The 17986-nt window shown below is 73.6% G+C and carries 18 protein-coding genes and 1 riboswitch; of the genes, 4 read left to right on the top strand and 14 right to left on the bottom strand.

Features of this window, described 5'->3' with window-relative positions; translation table 11 throughout:
* Positions 1-14: 14 nt before the first annotated feature.
* The 7 genes from ribH to ACLBWP_RS07085 form a co-directional block, all read right to left on the bottom strand.
* Positions 15-497 (bottom strand): 6,7-dimethyl-8-ribityllumazine synthase, encoded by a 483-nt coding sequence (ribH, locus tag ACLBWP_RS07115; RefSeq protein ID WP_447654643.1) that lies wholly within the window; start codon positions 495-497, stop codon positions 15-17.
* Positions 494-1234 carry a 3,4-dihydroxy-2-butanone-4-phosphate synthase gene (gene ribB / locus ACLBWP_RS07110; protein ID WP_243561759.1) on the bottom strand — a complete coding sequence of 247 codons (741 nt, stop codon included), beginning with the start codon at positions 1232-1234 and terminating at the stop codon, positions 494-496. The genes ribH and ribB overlap by 4 nt, the downstream gene beginning before the upstream one ends.
* Positions 1234-1878 (bottom strand): riboflavin synthase, encoded by a 645-nt coding sequence (locus ACLBWP_RS07105; RefSeq protein ID WP_447654642.1) that lies wholly within the window; start codon positions 1876-1878, stop codon positions 1234-1236. Before ACLBWP_RS07105 ends, ribB begins: the two co-directional genes overlap by 1 nt.
* A 109-nt stretch (positions 1879-1987) precedes the next feature.
* Positions 1988-2121, bottom strand: a riboswitch (FMN riboswitch).
* Positions 2122-2211: 90 nt separating this feature from the next.
* Positions 2212-4635, bottom strand: coding sequence for a bifunctional lysylphosphatidylglycerol flippase/synthetase MprF (locus ACLBWP_RS07100; protein WP_447654641.1), 2424 nt, complete (start codon positions 4633-4635; stop codon positions 2212-2214).
* Entirely contained in the window at positions 4632-5960 is a 1329-nt protein-coding gene (locus tag ACLBWP_RS07095) for an alpha/beta hydrolase (RefSeq protein ID WP_447654640.1), read from the bottom strand. The genes ACLBWP_RS07100 and ACLBWP_RS07095 overlap by 4 nt, the downstream gene beginning before the upstream one ends.
* Before the next feature lie 185 nt (positions 5961-6145).
* Positions 6146-7927, bottom strand: a complete 1782-nt coding sequence (locus tag ACLBWP_RS07090) for a hypothetical protein (RefSeq protein ID WP_447654639.1) — start codon at positions 7925-7927, stop codon at positions 6146-6148.
* Between the two features lie 83 nt (positions 7928-8010).
* Positions 8011-9357 carry a hypothetical protein gene (locus tag ACLBWP_RS07085; protein WP_447654638.1) on the bottom strand — a complete coding sequence of 449 codons (1347 nt, stop codon included), beginning with the start codon at positions 9355-9357 and terminating at the stop codon, positions 8011-8013.
* Between the two features lie 108 nt (positions 9358-9465).
* Here ACLBWP_RS07085 and ACLBWP_RS07080 point away from each other — a divergent pair, with 108 nt between their 5' ends.
* Positions 9466-9897: a GNAT family N-acetyltransferase gene (locus ACLBWP_RS07080; RefSeq protein WP_243561764.1), complete on the top strand. Its 432-nt coding sequence runs from the start codon at positions 9466-9468 to the stop codon at positions 9895-9897.
* Positions 9898-10221: 324 nt separating this feature from the next.
* Here the strand turns inward: ACLBWP_RS07080 and ACLBWP_RS07075 are convergent, their stop codons facing one another.
* The 3 genes from ACLBWP_RS07075 to ACLBWP_RS07065 all read right to left on the bottom strand — a co-directional run bounded on the left by ACLBWP_RS07075 (position 10222) and on the right by ACLBWP_RS07065 (position 11756).
* Positions 10222-10746: an Lrp/AsnC family transcriptional regulator gene (locus ACLBWP_RS07075; protein ID WP_243561765.1), complete on the bottom strand. Its 525-nt coding sequence runs from the start codon at positions 10744-10746 to the stop codon at positions 10222-10224.
* 81 nt (positions 10747-10827) lie between these two features.
* Positions 10828-11334 carry a hypothetical protein gene (locus ACLBWP_RS07070; RefSeq protein WP_447654637.1) on the bottom strand — a complete coding sequence of 169 codons (507 nt, stop codon included), beginning with the start codon at positions 11332-11334 and terminating at the stop codon, positions 10828-10830.
* Positions 11335-11366: 32 nt separating this feature from the next.
* Entirely contained in the window at positions 11367-11756 is a 390-nt protein-coding gene (locus ACLBWP_RS07065; protein WP_447654636.1) for a DUF5997 family protein, read from the bottom strand.
* A gap of 33 nt (positions 11757-11789) precedes the next feature.
* Here ACLBWP_RS07065 and ACLBWP_RS07060 point away from each other — a divergent pair, with 33 nt between their 5' ends.
* Both ACLBWP_RS07060 and ACLBWP_RS07055 read left to right on the top strand, forming a co-directional pair.
* A complete protein-coding gene (locus ACLBWP_RS07060; RefSeq protein ID WP_447654635.1) occupies positions 11790-12587 on the top strand; it encodes a LysR family transcriptional regulator substrate-binding protein in 798 nt (265 codons plus the stop codon).
* Positions 12584-13054: a GNAT family N-acetyltransferase gene (locus ACLBWP_RS07055; RefSeq protein WP_447654634.1), complete on the top strand. Its 471-nt coding sequence runs from the start codon at positions 12584-12586 to the stop codon at positions 13052-13054. The genes ACLBWP_RS07060 and ACLBWP_RS07055 overlap by 4 nt, the downstream gene beginning before the upstream one ends.
* 7 nt (positions 13055-13061) lie before the next feature.
* On the opposite strand, the gene ACLBWP_RS07050 is transcribed toward ACLBWP_RS07055, so the two are convergent.
* On the bottom strand, positions 13062-13880 hold the full coding sequence (locus ACLBWP_RS07050; RefSeq protein WP_447654633.1) for a DJ-1/PfpI family protein: 819 nt from the start codon (positions 13878-13880) through the stop codon (positions 13062-13064).
* A 311-nt stretch (positions 13881-14191) separates the two neighbouring features.
* On the opposite strand from ACLBWP_RS07050, the gene ACLBWP_RS07045 reads away from it, so the two are divergent.
* A complete protein-coding gene (locus tag ACLBWP_RS07045) occupies positions 14192-14362 on the top strand; it encodes a hypothetical protein (RefSeq protein WP_447654632.1) in 171 nt (56 codons plus the stop codon).
* Between the two features lie 22 nt (positions 14363-14384).
* On the opposite strand, the gene ACLBWP_RS07040 is transcribed toward ACLBWP_RS07045, so the two are convergent.
* The 3 genes from ACLBWP_RS07040 to ACLBWP_RS07030 form a co-directional block, all read right to left on the bottom strand.
* A complete protein-coding gene (locus tag ACLBWP_RS07040) occupies positions 14385-15140 on the bottom strand; it encodes an inositol monophosphatase family protein (RefSeq protein WP_447654631.1) in 756 nt (251 codons plus the stop codon).
* A gap of 16 nt (positions 15141-15156) precedes the next feature.
* Positions 15157-15747, bottom strand: coding sequence for a DNA-3-methyladenine glycosylase I (locus ACLBWP_RS07035; RefSeq protein ID WP_447654630.1), 591 nt, complete (start codon positions 15745-15747; stop codon positions 15157-15159).
* 304 nt (positions 15748-16051) lie between these two features.
* On the bottom strand, positions 16052-17983 hold the full coding sequence (locus ACLBWP_RS07030; protein ID WP_447654629.1) for a heavy metal translocating P-type ATPase: 1932 nt from the start codon (positions 17981-17983) through the stop codon (positions 16052-16054).
* Between the last annotated feature and the right edge of the window lie 3 nt (positions 17984-17986).

The following is a 17986-nucleotide window of genomic DNA, read 5'->3' as shown; positions in this document are numbered from 1 at the left end:
CACGGCCGACGCGGTCAGACGACGGGGACCGTCAGGCTCCGCAGCAGCACGGCCGTCGACACGGCGGCGTGCGCGGCCTCGGCGCCCTTGTCCTCCTTCGAGCCGGGCAGACCGGCGCGGTCGATGCCCTGCTGCTCGTCATCCAGCGTCAGCACCCCGAAGCCGACGGGCTTGCCGGTCTCGATCGCGACCCGGGTCAGGCCGTCGGTCGCCGCCGACGACACGTACTCGAAGTGCGGGGTGCCACCGCGGATGATCACACCGAGCGCCACGACGGCGTCGAACCCGGCGCCCAGGGCCGCCTTCGCAACGACGGGCAGCTCGAAGCTACCGGGGACGGGCAGCACCGTCGCGTCGGCTCCGAGACGGTCGACCTCGCGCTGCGCGCCCGCGAGCAGTCCCGCCGCGATCGTGTCGTGCCACTGCCCGGCGACGATCGCCACCCGGACCCCGCTGCCGTCGACCTGGTCGCGTTCGGCTGCGCCTGCTCCGCTCATCGTTCGGTTCCTTCCGTGGGCACGGCACTCGCCGTCGCCCGGTCTGCCGCGTCGAGCCACTCGACGAGTGCGGCGATGGTGATGACGGGCACGTCGGCACGTGCCCCGAGTTCGAGGAGTCGCGGCAGACGCATCATGCTGCCGTCCTCGTCGACGATCTCGCAGATCGCCGCCGCCGGACGCAGGCCCGCCGCGGTGACGAGTTCGATCGCGGCCTCGGTGTGGCCCGCGCGTTCGCGGACGCCACCCGGACGCGCGCGCAGCGGCACGACGTGGCCGGGCCGGTGCAGGTCGTCACGGACCGAGGCCGGGTCGGCGAGCACCCGCAGCGTCCGGGCCCGGTCGTGCGCACTGATGCCGGTCGTCACACCGACCGCTGCGTCGACGGTCACGGTGTAGGCGGTGCCCCGGACGTCCTCGTTGTGCGCCACCATCGGCGGCAGGTCGAGGGCGTCCGCGATCTCGGCGCTGACGGGCGCGCAGATGAACCCCGACGAGTGCGCGACCGTCCAGGCGATCCACTCCGGGCTGGCGAGCTCGGCGGACAGGATGACGTCGCCCTCGTTCTCGCGGTGCTCGTCGTCGGCGACGATGACGGGCCGACCCGCCGCGATCGCGGCGACGGCCGCCTCGATGGTCGCCAGGCCGTGCGCGGTCCGGTCCGCGACCGGACTGGAGGCCCGCCCCGCGTCCGCCGGGCCGGCCACGTCGGTCAGGTGCCCGGTCTCGGTGCCCATCACCGGTCCTCCTGGCCGACTGCCTGTGCTGCGGCGTCGAGCCGGAGCATGCGGCGGACGTGGCGGGCGAGCACGTCGGTCTCGACGTTGACCCGGTCGCCGGGGACGCGGTCGCCCAGGGTGGTCGCGGCGAGGGTCTCGGGGATCAGGCTGACCTCGAACCAGGCGTCCGCCGGGTCGGTGTCCTCCGGCGACACGGCGCTGACGGTCAGGGAGACGCCGTCGAGTGCGACGGAGCCCTTGTCGACGACGAGGGGGCTGAGCTCGGGCGTCAGCGCGAAGCGGACCCGTCGCCAGCCGTCACCGTCGGCGGTCTCGAGCACGGTCGCGGTGCCGTCGACGTGCCCCTGCACGATGTGGCCGCCCAGGCGGTCGCCGACCGAAGCCGCACGTTCGAGGTTGACCGGGTCGCCGACGCGCAGCGAACCGTGCGCGCTCATGTCGAGCGTCTGCTTCATCACGAACGCGGTGAAGGACTCGGGTGTCTGTTCGACGACGGTCAGGCAGACGCCGCTCGTCGCGATGGAGTCGCCGTGCGCTGCGTCGGCCACGACCAGGGGCCCGCGGATGGTGAGCGCGACGGAGTCGCCGCGCGGCTCGACGGCGGTGACCGTGCCGAGTTCCTCGATGATGCCGGTGAACACTGGTGCCCTTCCTACGGGACTCCGGGTGTGCACGACGGTCGTCGGCGGAGCGGACGGCCACACCCAGGCCACGGTCCCTGTCGGGTCCGGGCACGGCGACGCCGTCCGCCAGCGCATCCTTCCATCCGGACTCTCACCGTCGGTCCCGGAGTTCGCACCGGGTCAGCATCGGTCGGGTCGGACCCGTCGTCAGCTCGTGGACTGTCACCACCGGTTCGGACTTGCACCGACCCCGGAGCGCTTGCGTACCCCCGACGATACCGCAGCACCCCGACACCCGCGCCCGGCTCGGTCATGCACCGTCACGGTCCGCCACGGGCCGATCGGACCGGGTCAGCTGCGGCCGCGCGCCAACGCCAGCGTCTGCCGGAGCGACAGGTCGGGGAGGTACGCGCGGACGACCGCGATGCCGATCGAGGGCAGCGCGACGGCGTCCGGGTACGCCAGCACGAGCGGGTGCAGGTCGGGGCCGAACTTCAGCTTGAACCGCAGCAGCGACCGGAAGCCGTACACGGGTTCGAGCACCCCGCCGACCAGGTCGAGCAGGCTCTGCACGCCGTCGCCGGACGGAGCCGAGCCCGGCGCCTGGGCGAGCGGTGCGGCGGACAGGCTCAGCTTCTCGGCGCCGTCCTCGCGCATCCGGTCCGCGGCACTCGCGACCAGGAACTCCATCACGCCGTTCGGTGCCGCGTTCGTGCGGCGCATCACGTCGAGCGTCCACCCGACGACCCGGCCCGCGCGGTACGACGGCAGCCAGCTCGTCACGGCGAGCACGGTGCCCTCGGCGTCCTGCGCCACGAGGGTCCGGACGTCCGGGTCGCGCATCTCGTCGACGCCGCCCAGGGTGAAGCCCATCTCCGGCAGCTCGCGTTCGGACACCCACTCCTCGGAGATCGCCTCGATCTGCCGGGTGGTGGCGGCCGGCAGGTCGTGCCAGGCGGCCCACGTGGCGGTGATGCCCTCGCGGTTCGCCTTGTTGACCGCCGTCCGCACGTCCTGCTTCTTCTTGCCGCTCGTCGTCCACGGGCGCGGGTCGAAGTCGGCGTCCTCGGCGACGGGCAGGGTGCTCCAGCCCACGGCGCGCAGCGGAGCCGCGACGGGCTCGTCGACGCCGTAGAACACCGGGGTCCAGCCGTTGTCGTCGCAGTGCCGGGCGAAGGCGGCGAGCGCCGGGGTCCTGGCGTCCTCGTAGCCGAAGGGTCCGCCGAGCGTCACCGCGACGCCGCCGTTCCGCCGGTACGCGATGCCGGCGCGGCCGTCGTCCGCGAACCAGTAGGCGTTGCCCTGCCAGGTGGTCATCCACCCGAACGTGTCCCCGCCGCCGGCCTTGAGCAGCGCTCGGGCGCGCTCGCGGTCGGCTCGGCTGCCGTCGGCGTCGAGGTCCTGCGGGGCCGCGCCCGTGGGCCGGACGGCGGCGATCGCGACGACGAGCCAGAGCACCGGGCCGGCGATGCCGAGCGCGAACCGCAGCCCCGGGTCCATGGTCGGCAGGTGTTCCCAGAACGTCGTCGGTGAGATCGGGCCGAGCGCGGCGACGGCGATGCGCAGGGGGTCGGCCACGCGGGTCGGCGAGGCGTCGGCCACGACGAGCAGGACAGCGACCAGGACGACGGCCGTGCCGAGCACGACCGCACCGAACCCGGCGAGTCGTCGGCGGGTGGGCAGCACGGTGAAGGACCGGCGCAGGACGATCAGGACGACGGCCGTGGCGAGCGGTACCAACACCGACGCGCCGATCGACAGCGTGACGATGAACTGGTCCTCGGTGCCGTGCAGCCGCTCGATCCGGCCGGGGACCGCCGTGTACGTCACCACTGCGGCGATCGCCGTCACCAGATCGATCACGACGACGAGCCACACGGCGAACCGGCTGCCGCGGAACAGCCCGAGGCCGCCCACCACCAGGACCAGCAGGGGCGGGATCGCGAGCAGCAGCGTCCACGGGTCGGTCGCCCGGTACGCCAGCAGGTGGCGCAGGCACTCCCCCGCCACGCCGTCCGTCCGGCATCCGGACACCGGGGTGACGGGACCGGTGCCGACGACGGCAGCGATCGGTGCGAGCAGGCCGACGCGGGCGCGGGAGACGAGCGCGATGACCGGGCCGACGGCGGACACCAGCACGACGGTGCCGAGCAGGACCCGGATCTCGCGGTGCGAACTCCGCACCCACCCGACCCGCTTGGGCGTCTGCCGCAGCACCTCGCCGAAGACCCAGCCGGTCGCCGCGGCGAGCACGGCGTACAGGTCCGACGCGTGTCCGGCGTACAGGAACAGCGCGGCGACGACGGCGAGGGTGTTCACGCGGATGCGACGACGCCAGAGCGGTCCGGCGAAGGCGCTGGCGGTCGCGATGGTCCCGACGATCGCCGTCCACGGGTCGAAGCTCGTGGCCCGTCCGAGCAGCAGCGCCCCGGCGTTCCGGCCGTCCAGGTCGATGAAGGCGCTGAGCGCGCCCAGGCCGGTCCCGACGACGGTCGTCACGACGAAGGCGGCGGCGGTCCGCCGCGACCCCATCAACCGTTCGGAGGCTCCCACCAGGGCGACGACGCCGGCCAGCGTCAGCAGGAGCGCCAGCACCCCCGTCGAGGCGGCGAAGACCCGGAACGGCCCGAGGTCCTGCGGGCCGTTCGGCGCGTGGCCGATGCGCATCGCGATGCCCACGACGGTGGTCAGCAGGACCAGCGCCGTGATCGTGACGGTGACCGGGGCACGCCGGGCCGCGTGGAGCGCCGTCACCCCCAGGTCGCGCGGGCTCACAGCGCGCCGTCCTGCGCCGGCAGGCCGAGGTGGGCGATGACCAGCGGCAGTCCGTGTGCGAGGACGTAGCGGACGGTGTTCCAGTCGTGCGCCGACCCGGGCGAGACCAGGACGTCGGTCTGCATGCCGGCCTGTTCGGCGGCGGCGCGGAGCCGAGCGGTCGTGGCCCGGTAGGGGGCGTCGTCCTGGCCGAAGCCGAACACGGTGAGGTGGTCGTGGTACGGCGCGTTGCGGCGCATGATCGCCACCGGCGCGGCCGCGGCGTACGCGGCTCGGTCGCCGTGGAAGGCCACCTGTGCCGAGTGCTGCGCCGAGCCGGTGAACGGGGCGATCTCGCTCGAGATCGCGAGCGCCGACCCGAAGACGTCGGGGTGCTCCGCGGAGAACTGCATCGCGCAGGTCGCGCCCTCGGAGAACCCGTCGACACCCCACGCCGACGGCCCGGACGCGACGTCGAGGTGTTTCGTGATCCAGTGCACGGTGTCCGTCATGACGTAGGTCGCGGTCCGGCCGAGCTGCCGGGAGTCCAGGCACATCGGGTTGCGGTTCGGCGCCCCGAGCTGGTCCGGCGCGACGACGATGGGCGCCAGCCCCTTGTGTGCAGCTGCATAGGCGTCAAGGTACCGGCCCATCCCGCCCGCCTGGAACATGTCGGACGGCTGGCCGGGCTGTCCGGAGAACGTCACGAGCACGGGCAGGGTCGGCGGGTCCTTCGTGAGTGCGGCCGGCGGCAGCCACACGACGGCCTTGCGGGCGTGGAAGTGCGACACGGTGCCGGGGATGCGGAAGGACATCGCCTTCCCCTCGCGTGGCATCCCCGCGGGCGCGGTCCAGGTCGCGGCGTCGACGACGCTCGCCCCGGGCGCTGCGGCGTGCTGGTGTCCGAGCGTGCCGTTCGGGTACGGGTTCGTCGTGATGGCCTGGTCGATCGTGCGGTACGCCCCGAAGTCGACGTTCACCCCGAGGCCCGCCGCAAGCACCACGGCGGCCATCGCCGCCACCGCGAGGACCCGGCGCCCCCAGGCTCGCCCGCCGAGTCCGCCCTGCACCAGGACGACCAGCGCGAGTGCGACGCCGGCGAACGCCAGTGCGACCCACATCCGGGTGACCGGGGTGAACGCGACACCGAACGTGTCCCGGACGTCACCGAACCACCAGACGGCGAGCAGCCCGATGCCGGCACCGACGACCAGGGCGATCAGCCGCAGCACCAGCCCCCGGCGCCGCCCGACGAGGGTCCAGAGCGTCAGCAGCGCCGCCAGGACGTCGACGGGGACGAGCACCTGGGGGGTGACGATCGGGACACGGAGCAGTTCGCTGAACACGGGGTTCATCGTCCTGCCGAACGGCTTCCGGGCGCCTGCCGACGCGCTTCCGCTGTTCACAGCATCGGCATCAAGCACACCCAGATGGCTTCCTGCTGCTTCTCAGGGAGTGGACCGGAGATCACGCTCCCGCGGGCGCGACGCCGAGGGACACCGGCGGGCCGGTGCCCCTCGGCGTCGTGTTCTCAGTGCCGGCGTCGGAGGACGAGCGTCCCGGCGCCTGCGAGGAGCAACAGCAGCGCGAACCCGACGGGCACGGCAGGCGAGGTCGCCCCCGTGTACGCCAGGGTCGACGGGGTGGTGCCCGCCGTCGCTGCGGTGGTGGCGGCCGGGGCGGTCGCGACCGCGGCGGCCGTGCGGGCCGTCGTGGTGGTCGGCGCCGTGCCGACGGTCACGGCACCGGTGGTCACGACGCCGGTCGGAGCGGTCATGCCGCCGTCGATCGGGGTGGTCGTGGAACCGGGGGTCGTGCCGTCGCCGGGGTCCGTGCCGTCACCAGGGTCGGTCCCGTCGCCCGGGTCGGTGCCGTCACCGGGGTCCGTGCCGTCACCCGGGTCGGTGCCGTCACCGGGGTCGGTGCCGTCACCGGGGGTCGTTCCGCCGCCGGGGGTCGTCGTGGTGCTGGTGCCGTCCCCGACGATGCCGATGCCGTTCCCGCCGATGGTGATCGGGATGCCGATCACCGGGGCGACCTGGGTGCCCGACAGCAGCCCGCCGTCGCCGGTGGTCGTGCTGCCGGAACCCGTGCCCGGTGTGCCGGTGCCCGAGCCGGTACCGGTGCCGGAGCCCGTCGAGGTGCCGTCACCGACCACGCCGATGCCGTTCCCACCGATGGTGACCGGGATCGAGACCACCGGCACGACCTGCGTGCCAGATGCGACGCCGTCGGAACCGCTCGTCACCGGACCGGTCGTGCCCGGACCGGTCGTGCCCGCGCTCGTGGAGCCCGTGCCCGTCGTACCGGTCGAGGAACCCGTCGAGGTCCCGTCACCGAGCAGCCCGATGCCGTTCCCACCGATCGTCACGGGGATCGAGACCACCGGAGCGACCTGGGTCCCCGAGGCGGTCCCGTCGGAACCACCCGTCGTCGGGGCCGCTGCCCCGCCGCCCGTGCTGGAACCAGCGGTGCCGGTGCCGGTGCCGGTCGAGGAACCCGTCGAGGTCCCGTCACCGAGCAGCCCGATGCCGTTGCCCGTCACGGTCACGGGGACCGAGACCACCGGGACGACCTGGGTGCCGGACACGACACCGTCGGAACCGTCCGTGGTCGGACCCGACGCGGTCGGCGTCGACGGTGCCGACGGTGTCGACGCGGCCGGAGCCGAGGCAGCCGGAGCCGCCGTGGTCGAGGCCGCGCCGCCGAGCACCGAGATCGCGTTGCCCGTCACGTCGACGGGCACCTGGACGGTCCCGGCAACCTGGGTGCCGGACGCGACACCGTCCGCACCCGAGGTGGTCGGCGCTGCGGGAGAAGCAACCGGCGCGGCCGGGGCAACCGGGGCCGGAGCCGCGGGGGCCGCTGCCGGAGCCGACGTCGACACCGCGTCACCGCCGACGGCGATCGCGGTGCCGCCGACCGTCACGGGGGCGGTCACCTCGGGCACGACCTGCGTGCCCGAGCCCACACCGTCCGCCCCGGAGGTCGACGGCGCAGCAGCCGGAGCAGCCGGGGCAGGAGCCGGAACCGCGGGGGCGGGAGCCGGCGCGGCAGGGGCCGGCACGGCAGCGGGAGACGGTGCCGCAGGCGCAGGTGCCGCCGGGGCCGCGGCGGACACCGCGTCGCCGAGCACCCCGAGGGCGTTGCCGAGGACGGACACGGGGGCGTCGACGGACGGCGCCACCTGGGTCCCGGACACGGCACCGTCAGCGCCGGTGGTGGTCGCCGCGTTCGCCGCGGCAGCACCTCCGAACGTCAACCCGCCGACGAAGAGGGCGAACCAGAGCCCTCTGGAGACGTACTTGTTCATGGTCATCACTCCTGATCGAGATGTCACGACCGCGGTCGCGGTCGGTGGTGCTGTTCCTGCCGTGCTGGGCAGGTGCACCGATCTCAGTCAGGGGCGACGTCGTGCTCGCCGGAGAGCGACGTGGGGACCACGTCGTCGGCGATGGTGCCGCGCATCCCGGCGGCGAGGGGGTCCTGGTCGGCAGACGTGCCGACCGTGCCGACGACACCGGCGCCGGCGGACCCGGAGCTCGCAGTGCCGCCGGAGGTCGAGGAGCCGGTGCCGCCGAGGGGCTGGTCACCGGGGGTGGTGCCGTCGGGCACGATGAGCGCCGTTCCACCGAGCGTGGCGGACGCGGGGGCTGCGGCGGCGGACTGCACGTCGGGCATTCCGACGACGGTGCGCGCCGTGGTGGTGCTGGGGACGACGTCCGCCCGCGTGGCGGTCACGACCGACGGTCCGACTGCGGGCGCGGACGCGACCGGTGCTGCGACAGGGTCGACCGGAGCCGACGACGGCGGCGTGACCACGGAGTCGGAGCCGGTGCCCAGCGGAGGTGCGGGGGCAGGGAGAACGGGAGTGGGGCCTCCAGGCAGGGTGACGGTGGGCGGCAGGACGCCGGTCACGACGTCCGGAACGTCCCCCACGACCGTCCCGACGCTGCCGAGCGTGTCGTCGACCAGGCCGGTGACCGGCGCGGTCACGGTGCCCAGGGTGTCGTCGCCGAGGATCGTGCTCACCACGGGTACCTGGCCGACCACGTGGTCGAGCGTGTCGACGAGCGACGTGACCGGGCGTGCGCCCGTCAGGCCCTGGACGGCCCCGGTGACGGGGCGCAGGACCGTGACCAGGGTGTCGGTCACGGGCCGGGAGGCCGTGGTCACCACGGTCGGCTCGGCCGACGTCGCCGGGGCGGTCGCGGTGCTGTCGGTGGGTGCTTCTGCGGGCTGGGCTGCGGTGCCAGGTGCCGGACCGGTCGCGGGTGCCGGCGCGGCTACCGGGATGCTCGCGGGAGCTGCCGGTGCTGGCGCGACTGCCGGGATGCTCGCGGGTGCCGCCGGAGCGGGCGCGGACGCCGCGGGAGCGGGTGCAGCCGGCGCGGGGGCAGCGGGCGCCGGCGCCGTGTGGGGTGCCGGCGCGGGCGGTGCCGCAGCAGGCGCCGGAGCCGGAGCGGGTGCGACGGGCGCTGCCGGGGGCTGCGGGACGGCGGCGCGGACGGGCTCGACGGCGGTGCCCACGACCTGACCGACGCCACTCGTGACACCCTGGACGGTGTCGCCGAGGCCCTGCACGACCCCGCTGACCAGGCCCTGCGCCGGTGCACGCTCGGCGGCCGACGCGGAGTGCGCGCCGACGGTCAGCGAGAGCAGCACTGCGGCGGCGCTCACCCCGGTGCCCATCAGGGCGTACCGGATCGCAGCGCGCCAGGGTGCGCGCAACGGCTTGTCCATGCGCTCACCTCCTGATCTGGCTGCGCACGTAGAGTGGTTGACCGGCACGGTACGCCTCTCGGGGCGATCCCGGAACCCCCTTCTCAAGCAATCGTCAGGAACTTCCGCATGGCCTCGGTCTTCAGCGCTCCCACCCGCAACCTCGACGTCGTCACGTTGCACGAGATCCTCCGGCTACGGCAGGACGTGTTCGTCGTCGAGCAGGGCTGCGCGTACGGGGACATCGACGGACGCGACCTCGAGCCGGGCACGGTGCAGTTCTGGGCCGGCGAGGGTTCGGTCGACGCCACGCTGCGACTGCTGCGCGAGCCCGACGGCACCGAGCGCATCGGCCGCGTCGTCACGGCTGCCCGCGCTCGAGGCACCGGGCTGGCCGGACAGCTCATCGAGGCCGCCCTCGCCGCGACCCGCTCGCCCGTCGTCGTGATCGGTGCGCAGGCGCAGCTCGAGCAGTGGTACGGACGCTTCGGCTTCGTGCGCTCGGGCGACGACTACACGGAGGACCGGATCCCCCACGTCCCGATGACCCGCACGCGCTGAGCCCGCGGCGGGGTTTGCCACCGCGGGGGTCAGGCGCGGCGGGGGTCAGGCGCGGCGGGGGTCAGGCACCGCGGGGGTCTGGCGCGGCTCCGGTCCCCGAGTGGTCACGACACCCCGCTCACGTCCGGCGACTGGTCGCGAATCGTCGATGTGGCGCCTCCCGAGCGACGATCTGCGACCGGTCGACGATCATCCGCCGGGGTGTCGTGACCGGTCAGCGCGGGTCGTTCCAGCGCGCCGAGCGACGATCTGCGACCGGTCGACGATCATCCGCCGGGGTGTCGTGACCGGTCCGCGACGGCAGCCGAGCAGCAGGCGTCGGGGTCAGGCTCGCCAGCGCCGGAGCTCGTCGTAGGACCGGGCCTGGCGCTCGCGATCCGCGGTGAGCCGCTCGAACACGATGTTCGTCTGCGTGGTCGCCACGGACGGGTCCCCGCTCAGCTCGTCGGCCACGAAGTCGCGGAGCTGCTCGGTCGACGTGCAGGCGATGTGCACCAGGAAGTCCTTGTCGCCCGCCAGGAACGACACGTCCAGCACGACGGGCACCCGCAGCAGACGCTTGGCGAACTCCCGCAGCTCGTGCCGTGCGGCGGCGTGCACCCGCACCGAGACCATCGCCTCGATCGAGAAGCCCAGCCGGGCGACGTCGACGTCGGCCCGGTACCCACGGACGACCCCGGCGTCCTCGAGTGCGCGCACCCGGGCCAGACACGTCGACGGGGCGATCCCGACGGCTGCGGCCAACCGGTTGTTCGGGATCCGGGCGTCCGCGGCCAGCGTCCAGAGGATGCGCTCGTCGACCTCGTCGAGGCGTGGCGCGGGATCGGGTCGAGCGGCTCGGTCGGACACGCGACCACCGTAGCGCGGGCGGTCCGCCCCGCATCGAGGGAGCAGGAACGGGACGGCGCGGGCGCGGGCGGCCCGCCCGCGCTACATCGCCAGGGTCATGCCGAGGACGGCGACCGTCATCGCGAAGACCTCGCCGCTGCGCACCGAACGCCGGTCGTCACGCCCCCACTCGTACCGCAGCAACCACCCGCTGAACGCGCAGTACCCGATCACGCCTCCGCCGAGCACCGCCGTCAGCGCGATGCCGTGCGCCGCATGTCCGTCTGCCAACCCGGTCGCGTGCCCCATGAGCAGCATCCCGGCCATCACGACCGAGGACAGCGCCCGGTGCACGTCCATCGGCTCGGCCCGGCGCCCGTCAGCGCGACGTCGGCGCATCACCGGCAGCGGTGCCAGGAGCAGCAGCACGGTCGCCGCCATCAGCGTCCAGACGGCGCCCGCATCGAGCACGGGCAGCAGCATCGCGACGAGCATCACCGCCGCGGGCACGATCACGCCGGGGCGCGGGCGGTACCGGTCACCGACGATGCAGCACACCGACGCGAACTGCGGCACGACGAGCAGCGCGTCGGACACGGTCTGGTGCACGGGCGGTCCTGGGAACGGGTCGGGACGGCGGGTCAGCCCTCGGCGCGGGCAGCCGTCTTGGCGGCGCGCTCCTGCTTGACGCGGGCGTTCTCGGCGTGGACGGCGGCCTGGGTGGCACGTTCCTGCACGAGCCACTCGGGCTTCTGGACCAGCAGGTCCTTGATCTGCGCCGTGGTCAGCGGTTCCTCGATGCCGGAGCGGCTGAGCCCGGAGATCGACACACCGAGCTTCTGCGCGACGACGGGGCGCGGGTGCGGGCCGTCGCGACGCAGGTCCTCGAGCCACTCGGGCGGCGAGGTCCGCAGTTCGTCGAAGGCGGTCCGCGTGACGGGCGCGTCGCGGAAGGACTCCGGAGCGGCCGACAGCAGGATGCCGAGCTTCTTCGCAGCCGTCTCGGGCTTCATCGTCTGTTCCTGCGCCATGGTGTCAAGGGTACGGCCCCTATGCTCGGTTGCATGACCGCGGCACTCACCATCGCTTTCGTGCCCGGCGTCTCCCCCGCCAAGTGGGCTCGCGTCTGGCGCGACCGGTTCCCCTCCGTCGAGCTGCTGCTCCGGCCGATCGGCCAGTCCGAGGTCGACGAGACCCTGGCCGGCGACGTCGACATGGTGTTCGCCCGGCTCCCCGTCGCCGAGTCCCACAACGCCATCCCGCTGTGGACCGAGACCGCCGTCGTCGCCACGCCGAAGGACTCCGCCCTCGCCAAGGCATCGGAACTCACCACCGCGGACCTGGCCGACGTGCACGTCATCGACGCCGGTCCCGTCCCCGCGGACGTCAGCGGCGCGCTCGACCTGGTCGAAGCCAACGTCGGCGTCGTCGTCCTGCCGCAGTCGCTGTTCCGCAAGGCCAGCCGCAAGGACCTGGTCGCCCGCCCCCTGACCGACGCCGAGGGCACGCGCGTCGCCCTCGTCTGGCGCGAGCAGGACGCCTCGGACCTGACGGCCGAGTTCATCGGCGTGGTGCGCGGGCGGACCGCCAACAGCTCCCGCAGTCAGCCCGACCAGCCAGGAGGCCCGGATCGCGCCTCCGACGACGGCTCGCGGCCGTCGCGTGGCGGGTCGAAGGCCGACGCCGGCAACAAGCCCGGGTCCGGCGGCAAGGCCGGCACCGTCGGCGGCAAGGCCAAGGCGAAGTCCCCGGGTGGCGGCAAGTCCGGTGGCGGCAAGAACTCGAACACGGGAAAGGGCCCGACGCCGGGCCGCGGCAAGATGCGCGGCAAGCCGAGCCGGGGGTCGAAGGGCAACCGATGACGGGCACGCGCCTGCAGGTGATGCCGGCCACGAGCCTCCCGGCCTGGTTGGACACGACCATGGCGGCGTACGTCCGGTCGCGGATGCGGTCCGGTGAGAGCCGCGAACGCGCCGAGGCGAACAAGCAGCAGTCGCTCGACCGCTGGTTCCCCGGCGGCGCGCCGCTCGCCGGACACCACGTGTGGGACGTCCGCAACGACCGAGACACCGTCGTCGGGTACCTGTGGATCGGTCCGTTCGAGGCCGGCAGCGCGGACTGGTGGGTGTTCGACGTCGAGATCGACGCGGATCACCGACGGCTCGGACACGCTCGGCGTGCACTCGAGCTCGGCCAACAGGTCGCGAAGGACCAGGGCGCGCGCTCGATCGGCCTCAACGTGTTCGGGTACAACACCGGCGCGCAGGATCTGTACGCGCAGCTCGGGTACCGGGTGACCTCGACGCAGATGCTGCTGCCGCTCGACTGACCGCCGGTCAGCGCATGACGGCTGCGGCGGCCTGCGCGACCCGGTCGCCTCGTGCATCCTCGGCGGCGGCACGGGCCTGGGCCACGACCCGGGCGTCGGCACGCTCGGCCGATCCGGCGTCGAACGGCGGCTGCGGGTCGTACTCGATCTGCAGCTGGATGCGTTCGGCCTCGGGCTGCCCGGCGAGTTCGGCCACGAACCACAGCGCCATGTCGATGCCCGCGCTGACGCCGGCCGCCGTCACCACCGAGCCGTCGTCGACGATGCGTTCGTCGACGGGCGTCGCTCCGAAGGCCGCGAGCATCGGCTTCGACGCCCAGTGCGTCGTCGCGCGTTTGCCGGCGAGCAGCCCGGCCGCGCCGAGGACGAACGCCCCCGTGCACACCGAGGTGATCCACGTCGCGCCCTCGGCCTGACGCCGGACGAAGGCGATGACTTCGGGGTCGAGCATCGCGTCGAACGCACCGTCGCCGCCGGGGACGACGAGCACGTCCGCCGAGGTCGCGTCGGCGAAGGCGACGGTCGGCACCAGCGGCAGACCGCAGTCGGTCGGGACGGGGTCGAGCGTCGCGGCGACGTACTCCACGCGCGCGCCGGGCACCCGCGTGAGGACCTGCGCCGGGCCCACCAGGTCGAGCAGCGTCAGGTCGGGGAACAGCAGGAAGGCGATCCGCACCTCGGCGGGGTCGTGCTCGGGGACCCGGCCGTCGGCGGCGAGGGCGTCGGGCTCGGGCACGTCGACGTCGATCGGGACGGCGACCTGTTCGGCGTCGACCGGGGTGACCTGGATGACGCGCGGGGTGGATGCCGGGTGCTCGTTCGTCATGTCGTGACCCTAGCCCCGGGAGCCGTCCTCCGGACCGGCGCGTGCCGTGGCATGCTCGTGCCGTGCGACGACTCCTGCTGACGGCCGTGCTCGCGGTGGCCGGGCTCGGCGCACTGACGGCCTGCAGTGGTGTTCCTGCAGACCCGATCGGTGCCGCACGGGACCTGCCGGACGCGCCCGCGTGGGTGATGTCGTCGTCTGGGACCGACTGCGGGACCGCGGAGATGCAGGGGGCCGGTCCGTTGCCGGCTGCGGCGCTGCGGTGTCTGCGAACGGCGTCCGACCGAGGCGACGGAGCGACCTTCGCGTGGATGACCTCCACGACCGAGGGTGACCCGATCCCGACCTTCCTGCGGACGACAGCGGCCGGGGTGTCCGTCGCGTCGACCGGCGCCTGGGACTCGTCCGGTGCAAGCGGCTGGTCAGAGTCCGCGTGCACCGGTGGGCTCATGTCGGTGACGCGGTCCGGCTGTGGCGGCTGACACCGGGGACGGGCGGTGACCGTCAGGCGGCGCGGAGCAGGGCCGCAGCCTCGGCCACGGACTGCTGCGAGCCGGCAAGGTGCCACCGTCGTCCGTCCCGGTGCACGATCTCGGTCGCGCCGCCGACGCCCTCGACGAGTGCGCGGCCCGGCAGCCAGTCCCAGTCGGCGCAGTCGTACTGGATCCAGAGCCCGATGCGACCGGCGGCGACGTCGATCAGGTCGCACGACCCCGAACCGCTGATGCGCACCGTCGCCGCTGCGCCCGCGATGCTGCTGAACACACCGGTGACGATCGGGTCCTGCAGGTCGCCCGGGTGCAGGTAGGTCGCCACGCTCCCGAGGGCCAGTGGACGGTCGTCGAGCGGCTCGACCAGGACACCGTTGCGCTCCACTCGACCCGCAGCCGCGACCCAGGTCTCGTCGGTCATGGGTCGACGGACCGCGGCGGTCGTCAGGCGACCGTCGACCTCGAGCGCGATGGCGCTGCACCACGCGGGGAGTCCGGTCACGTAGTTGAAGGTCCCGTCGATGGGGTCTGCCACCCAACGCCGGCCGGTGGTGCCGCCGGTCGCGCTGCCCTCTTCCCCGAGCAGCCCGTCGCCCGGGCGTTCGCGTGCCAGCACCTCGTGGATGTGTCGTTCGGCTGCGCGATCAGCCGCCGTGACCAGGTCGGACGCCGACGTCTTCTCCTCGGCAGCAACTCCGGCGGAGCGCATGCGCTCGGCCAGTGCCGCCGACTCGGTCACCAGCGTCGATGCCAGGGTCGCGTCGTCCATCCGATCACGGTACCGGTCAGGACCAGACGCCCGAGGTGCCGCGACGGTGGCTGTCGACCAGGTGGGTGTCGACGATGCCGAGCGCCTCCATCAGCGCGAACATCGTCGTGGGCCCGACGAACGCGAACCCGCGCTTCCGCAGGGCCTTCGACAGGGCGACGGACTCGTCGCTCGTGGTCGGGACCTCGGCGAACGTCTGCGGCTGCGGGGTCGACTCCGGGCGGAACGACCACACGAACTCCGCCAGGCCACCGTCCGCGCGCAGGGCGATCGTGGCGTTCGCGTTCGTGATCGTCGCCAGGATCTTCGCGCGGTTCCGGACGATGCCCGCGTCGGCCATCAGCCGGGCGACGTCGTCCTCGCCGAAGCCCGCGACGATGTCCGGGTCGAAGTCGGCGAAGGCGGCGCGGAAGGCGGGACGCTTGGCCAGGATCGTGCGCCAGGACAGGCCGGACTGGAAGGCCTCGAGCGAGAGCCGCTCGAACACTCCCCGCTCGTCGCGGACCGGCATGCCCCACTCGGTGTCGTAGTAGTCGCGCAGCATCGGGTCGACCGACGCCCAGGCGGGGCGGGCCAGTCCGTCGTCCCCGGTCACCAGATCACTCACGGGTCCATCCTGCCGGTCCGCACCGACGACACCCCGCTCATGAACTCCCGGTGGTCACAGATCGTCGATCGGGCGAGGTCCGCCGCGGCCCGTGCCGGCGCCCGACTGGTCACGACACCCCGCTCACCTCCCTCGACCGGTCACAGATCGTCGATCGGCAGCGCCGCGAACGACGACTCGTGACCACTCGACGATGCGCCGCCGGGGTGTTGCGACCGGTCAGCCGGGGCCAGCCAGGGCCAGCCGGTCAGCCGGGGCCAGCCGGTCAGCCGGGCCAGCCGGGCCAGCGCGGCCGACCCCGGCGTCAGGCGCGGAAGCGCCGCAGCAGCTGGGCGTTCAGGCTGACGATGACGGTCGACAGGCTCATCAGCACCGCACCGACCGCCGGCGACAGCACGAAGCCGACGCCCGCCAGCACACCGGCTGCCAGTGGGACCGACAGCAGGTTGTAGCCCGTCGCCCACACCAGGTTCTGCACCATCTTGCGGTAGGTCGCACGCGACAGGTCGATCACGGTGAGCACGCGGCGCGGGTCGTTCGAGGCGAGCACCACACCGGCGCTCTGCACGGCGACGTCGGTACCGGCGCCGATCGCGATGCCGACGTCCGCACGGGCGAGCGCGGGTGCGTCGTTCACGCCGTCGCCGACCATCGCGACCACGGCGCCGCCCTGCTGCAACCGGGCGACCTCGGAGTCCTTGTCCTCGGGCAGGACCTCGGCGCGGACCTCGTCGATCCCGAGCTCGCGGGCGACGGCCTGGGCGACCTGCTGGGCATCGCCCGTGACCATCGCCACCCGGATGCCGCGGTCGTGCAGGGCGCGGACGGCCTCGGCGGACTCGGGCCGGACGGCGTCACGCACGGCGAACGCCGCCCGGACGGTGCCGTCGACGACCGCGACGATGACGGCAGCGCCCTCGGCACGCCACCGCGCGAGCGTGTCCTCGAACTCGGCGGGGACCGTTGCGCCGCCGTCACGCAGCATCGCGGGACCGCCGACCTCGACGCGCTGGCCTGCGACGGTCGCGGTGACCCCGCGGCCGGGGACGGACCCGGTCTCGGAGACGTCGGACGGCACGGCAACGCGGCGCTGCTCGGCCGCGGCGACGATCGCCCGGGCGACGGGGTGCTCGCTGTCGCGTTCGGCGGCGGCGGCGAGCCCGAGGACGGCGTCGTCGCCGACGGTGTCCACGACCTCGGGCGACCCGGTGGTCAGGGTGCCGGTCTTGTCGAACACGACGGTGTCGACGTTCCGCATGGCCTCGAGCGCCAGGCGGTCCTTGACCAGGATGCCGGCCTTGGCGGCACGCTCGGTGGAGATCGCGACGACGAGCGGGATCGCCAGCCCCAGGGCGTGCGGGCACGCGATGATCAGGACGGTGACCGTGCGGGTGATCGCCTCGGTCGGGCTGCCGAGCAGGATCCACACGACGAACGTGATGATCGCGGCGCCGGTGGCGAAGAAGAACAGCAGGGCCGCCGCGCGGTCAGCGAGCACCTGGGTTCGCGAGGACGACGACTGCGCCTCGGCGACCATCCGCTGGATGCCCGACAGTGCGGTGTCGTCGCCGGTGGCCGTGATGCGGACGCGGATCGAGCTGTCGGTGGCGACGGTGCCGGCGACCACGCGGTCCCCGGAGCCGCGTTCGACGGCGACGGACTCCCCCGTGATCATCGACTCGTCGACCTGCGCGCGGCCGTCGACGACCCGGCCGTCCGCCGGCACGCGTCCGCCGGGACGGACCACGACCGTCTGACCGACCTGGAGGCTCGCCACGGCCACCCGGGACACGTCGCCCTGGTCGTCGACCACGTCCGCTTCGTCGGGCAGCAGGGCCGCGAGGGCGTCGAGGGCACTGGACGCGACGCCCATCGCGCGCATCTCGATCCAGTGGCCGAGCAGCATGATCACGATCAGGAGCGCGAGCTCCCACCAGAAGTCGAGGTCGAGCCCGAACAGGCCCAGACTGGTGATCCAGGACGCGACGAAGGCCACCACGATGGCCATGCCGATCAGCAGCATCATGCCGGGCTGCTTGGCGCGGGCCTCGGCGACCCCACCGCTCAGGAACGGCCAGCCGCCGTACAGGAACAGCACCGTGCCGAGGACCGGCGAGACCCAACCCGCCCACGCGGCATCGGGAAGCGGATAGTGCAGGATGTCCGCGAACATCGTGCTGAACGCGACGACCGGCACGGCGAGCACCAGGCTCCACCAGAACTTGTCGCGGAACATCGC

This window comes from Microbacterium sp. M1A1_1b, from assembly GCF_053345565.1.
The sequence above is the reverse complement of the archived record's forward strand: the minus strand, read 5'-3'. Positions and strand labels throughout refer to the sequence as shown.

What these genes read in the sequence shown, in the direction of transcription:
- ribH (WP_447654643.1), bottom strand. Translation starts at nt 497, where the DNA reads ATGAGCGGAGCAGGCGCAGCCGAACGCGACCAGGTCGACGGCAGCGGG.
- ribB (WP_243561759.1), bottom strand. Translation starts at nt 1,234, where the DNA reads ATGGGCACCGAGACCGGGCACCTGACCGACGTGGCCGGCCCGGCGGAC.
- ACLBWP_RS07090 (WP_447654639.1), bottom strand. Translation starts at nt 7,927, where the DNA reads ATGAACAAGTACGTCTCCAGAGGGCTCTGGTTCGCCCTCTTCGTCGGC.
- ACLBWP_RS07085 (WP_447654638.1), bottom strand. Translation starts at nt 9,357, where the DNA reads ATGGACAAGCCGTTGCGCGCACCCTGGCGCGCTGCGATCCGGTACGCC.
- ACLBWP_RS07080 (WP_243561764.1), top strand. Translation starts at nt 9,466, where the DNA reads ATGGCCTCGGTCTTCAGCGCTCCCACCCGCAACCTCGACGTCGTCACG.
- ACLBWP_RS07065 (WP_447654636.1), bottom strand. Translation starts at nt 11,756, where the DNA reads ATGGCGCAGGAACAGACGATGAAGCCCGAGACGGCTGCGAAGAAGCTC.
- ACLBWP_RS07060 (WP_447654635.1), top strand. Translation starts at nt 11,790, where the DNA reads ATGACCGCGGCACTCACCATCGCTTTCGTGCCCGGCGTCTCCCCCGCC.
- ACLBWP_RS07055 (WP_447654634.1), top strand. Translation starts at nt 12,584, where the DNA reads ATGACGGGCACGCGCCTGCAGGTGATGCCGGCCACGAGCCTCCCGGCC.
- ACLBWP_RS07050 (WP_447654633.1), bottom strand. Translation starts at nt 13,880, where the DNA reads ATGACGAACGAGCACCCGGCATCCACCCCGCGCGTCATCCAGGTCACC.
- ACLBWP_RS07045 (WP_447654632.1), top strand. Translation starts at nt 14,192, where the DNA reads ATGACCTCCACGACCGAGGGTGACCCGATCCCGACCTTCCTGCGGACG.
- ACLBWP_RS07040 (WP_447654631.1), bottom strand. Translation starts at nt 15,140, where the DNA reads ATGGACGACGCGACCCTGGCATCGACGCTGGTGACCGAGTCGGCGGCA.
- ACLBWP_RS07030 (WP_447654629.1), bottom strand. Translation starts at nt 17,983, where the DNA reads ATGTTCCGCGACAAGTTCTGGTGGAGCCTGGTGCTCGCCGTGCCGGTC.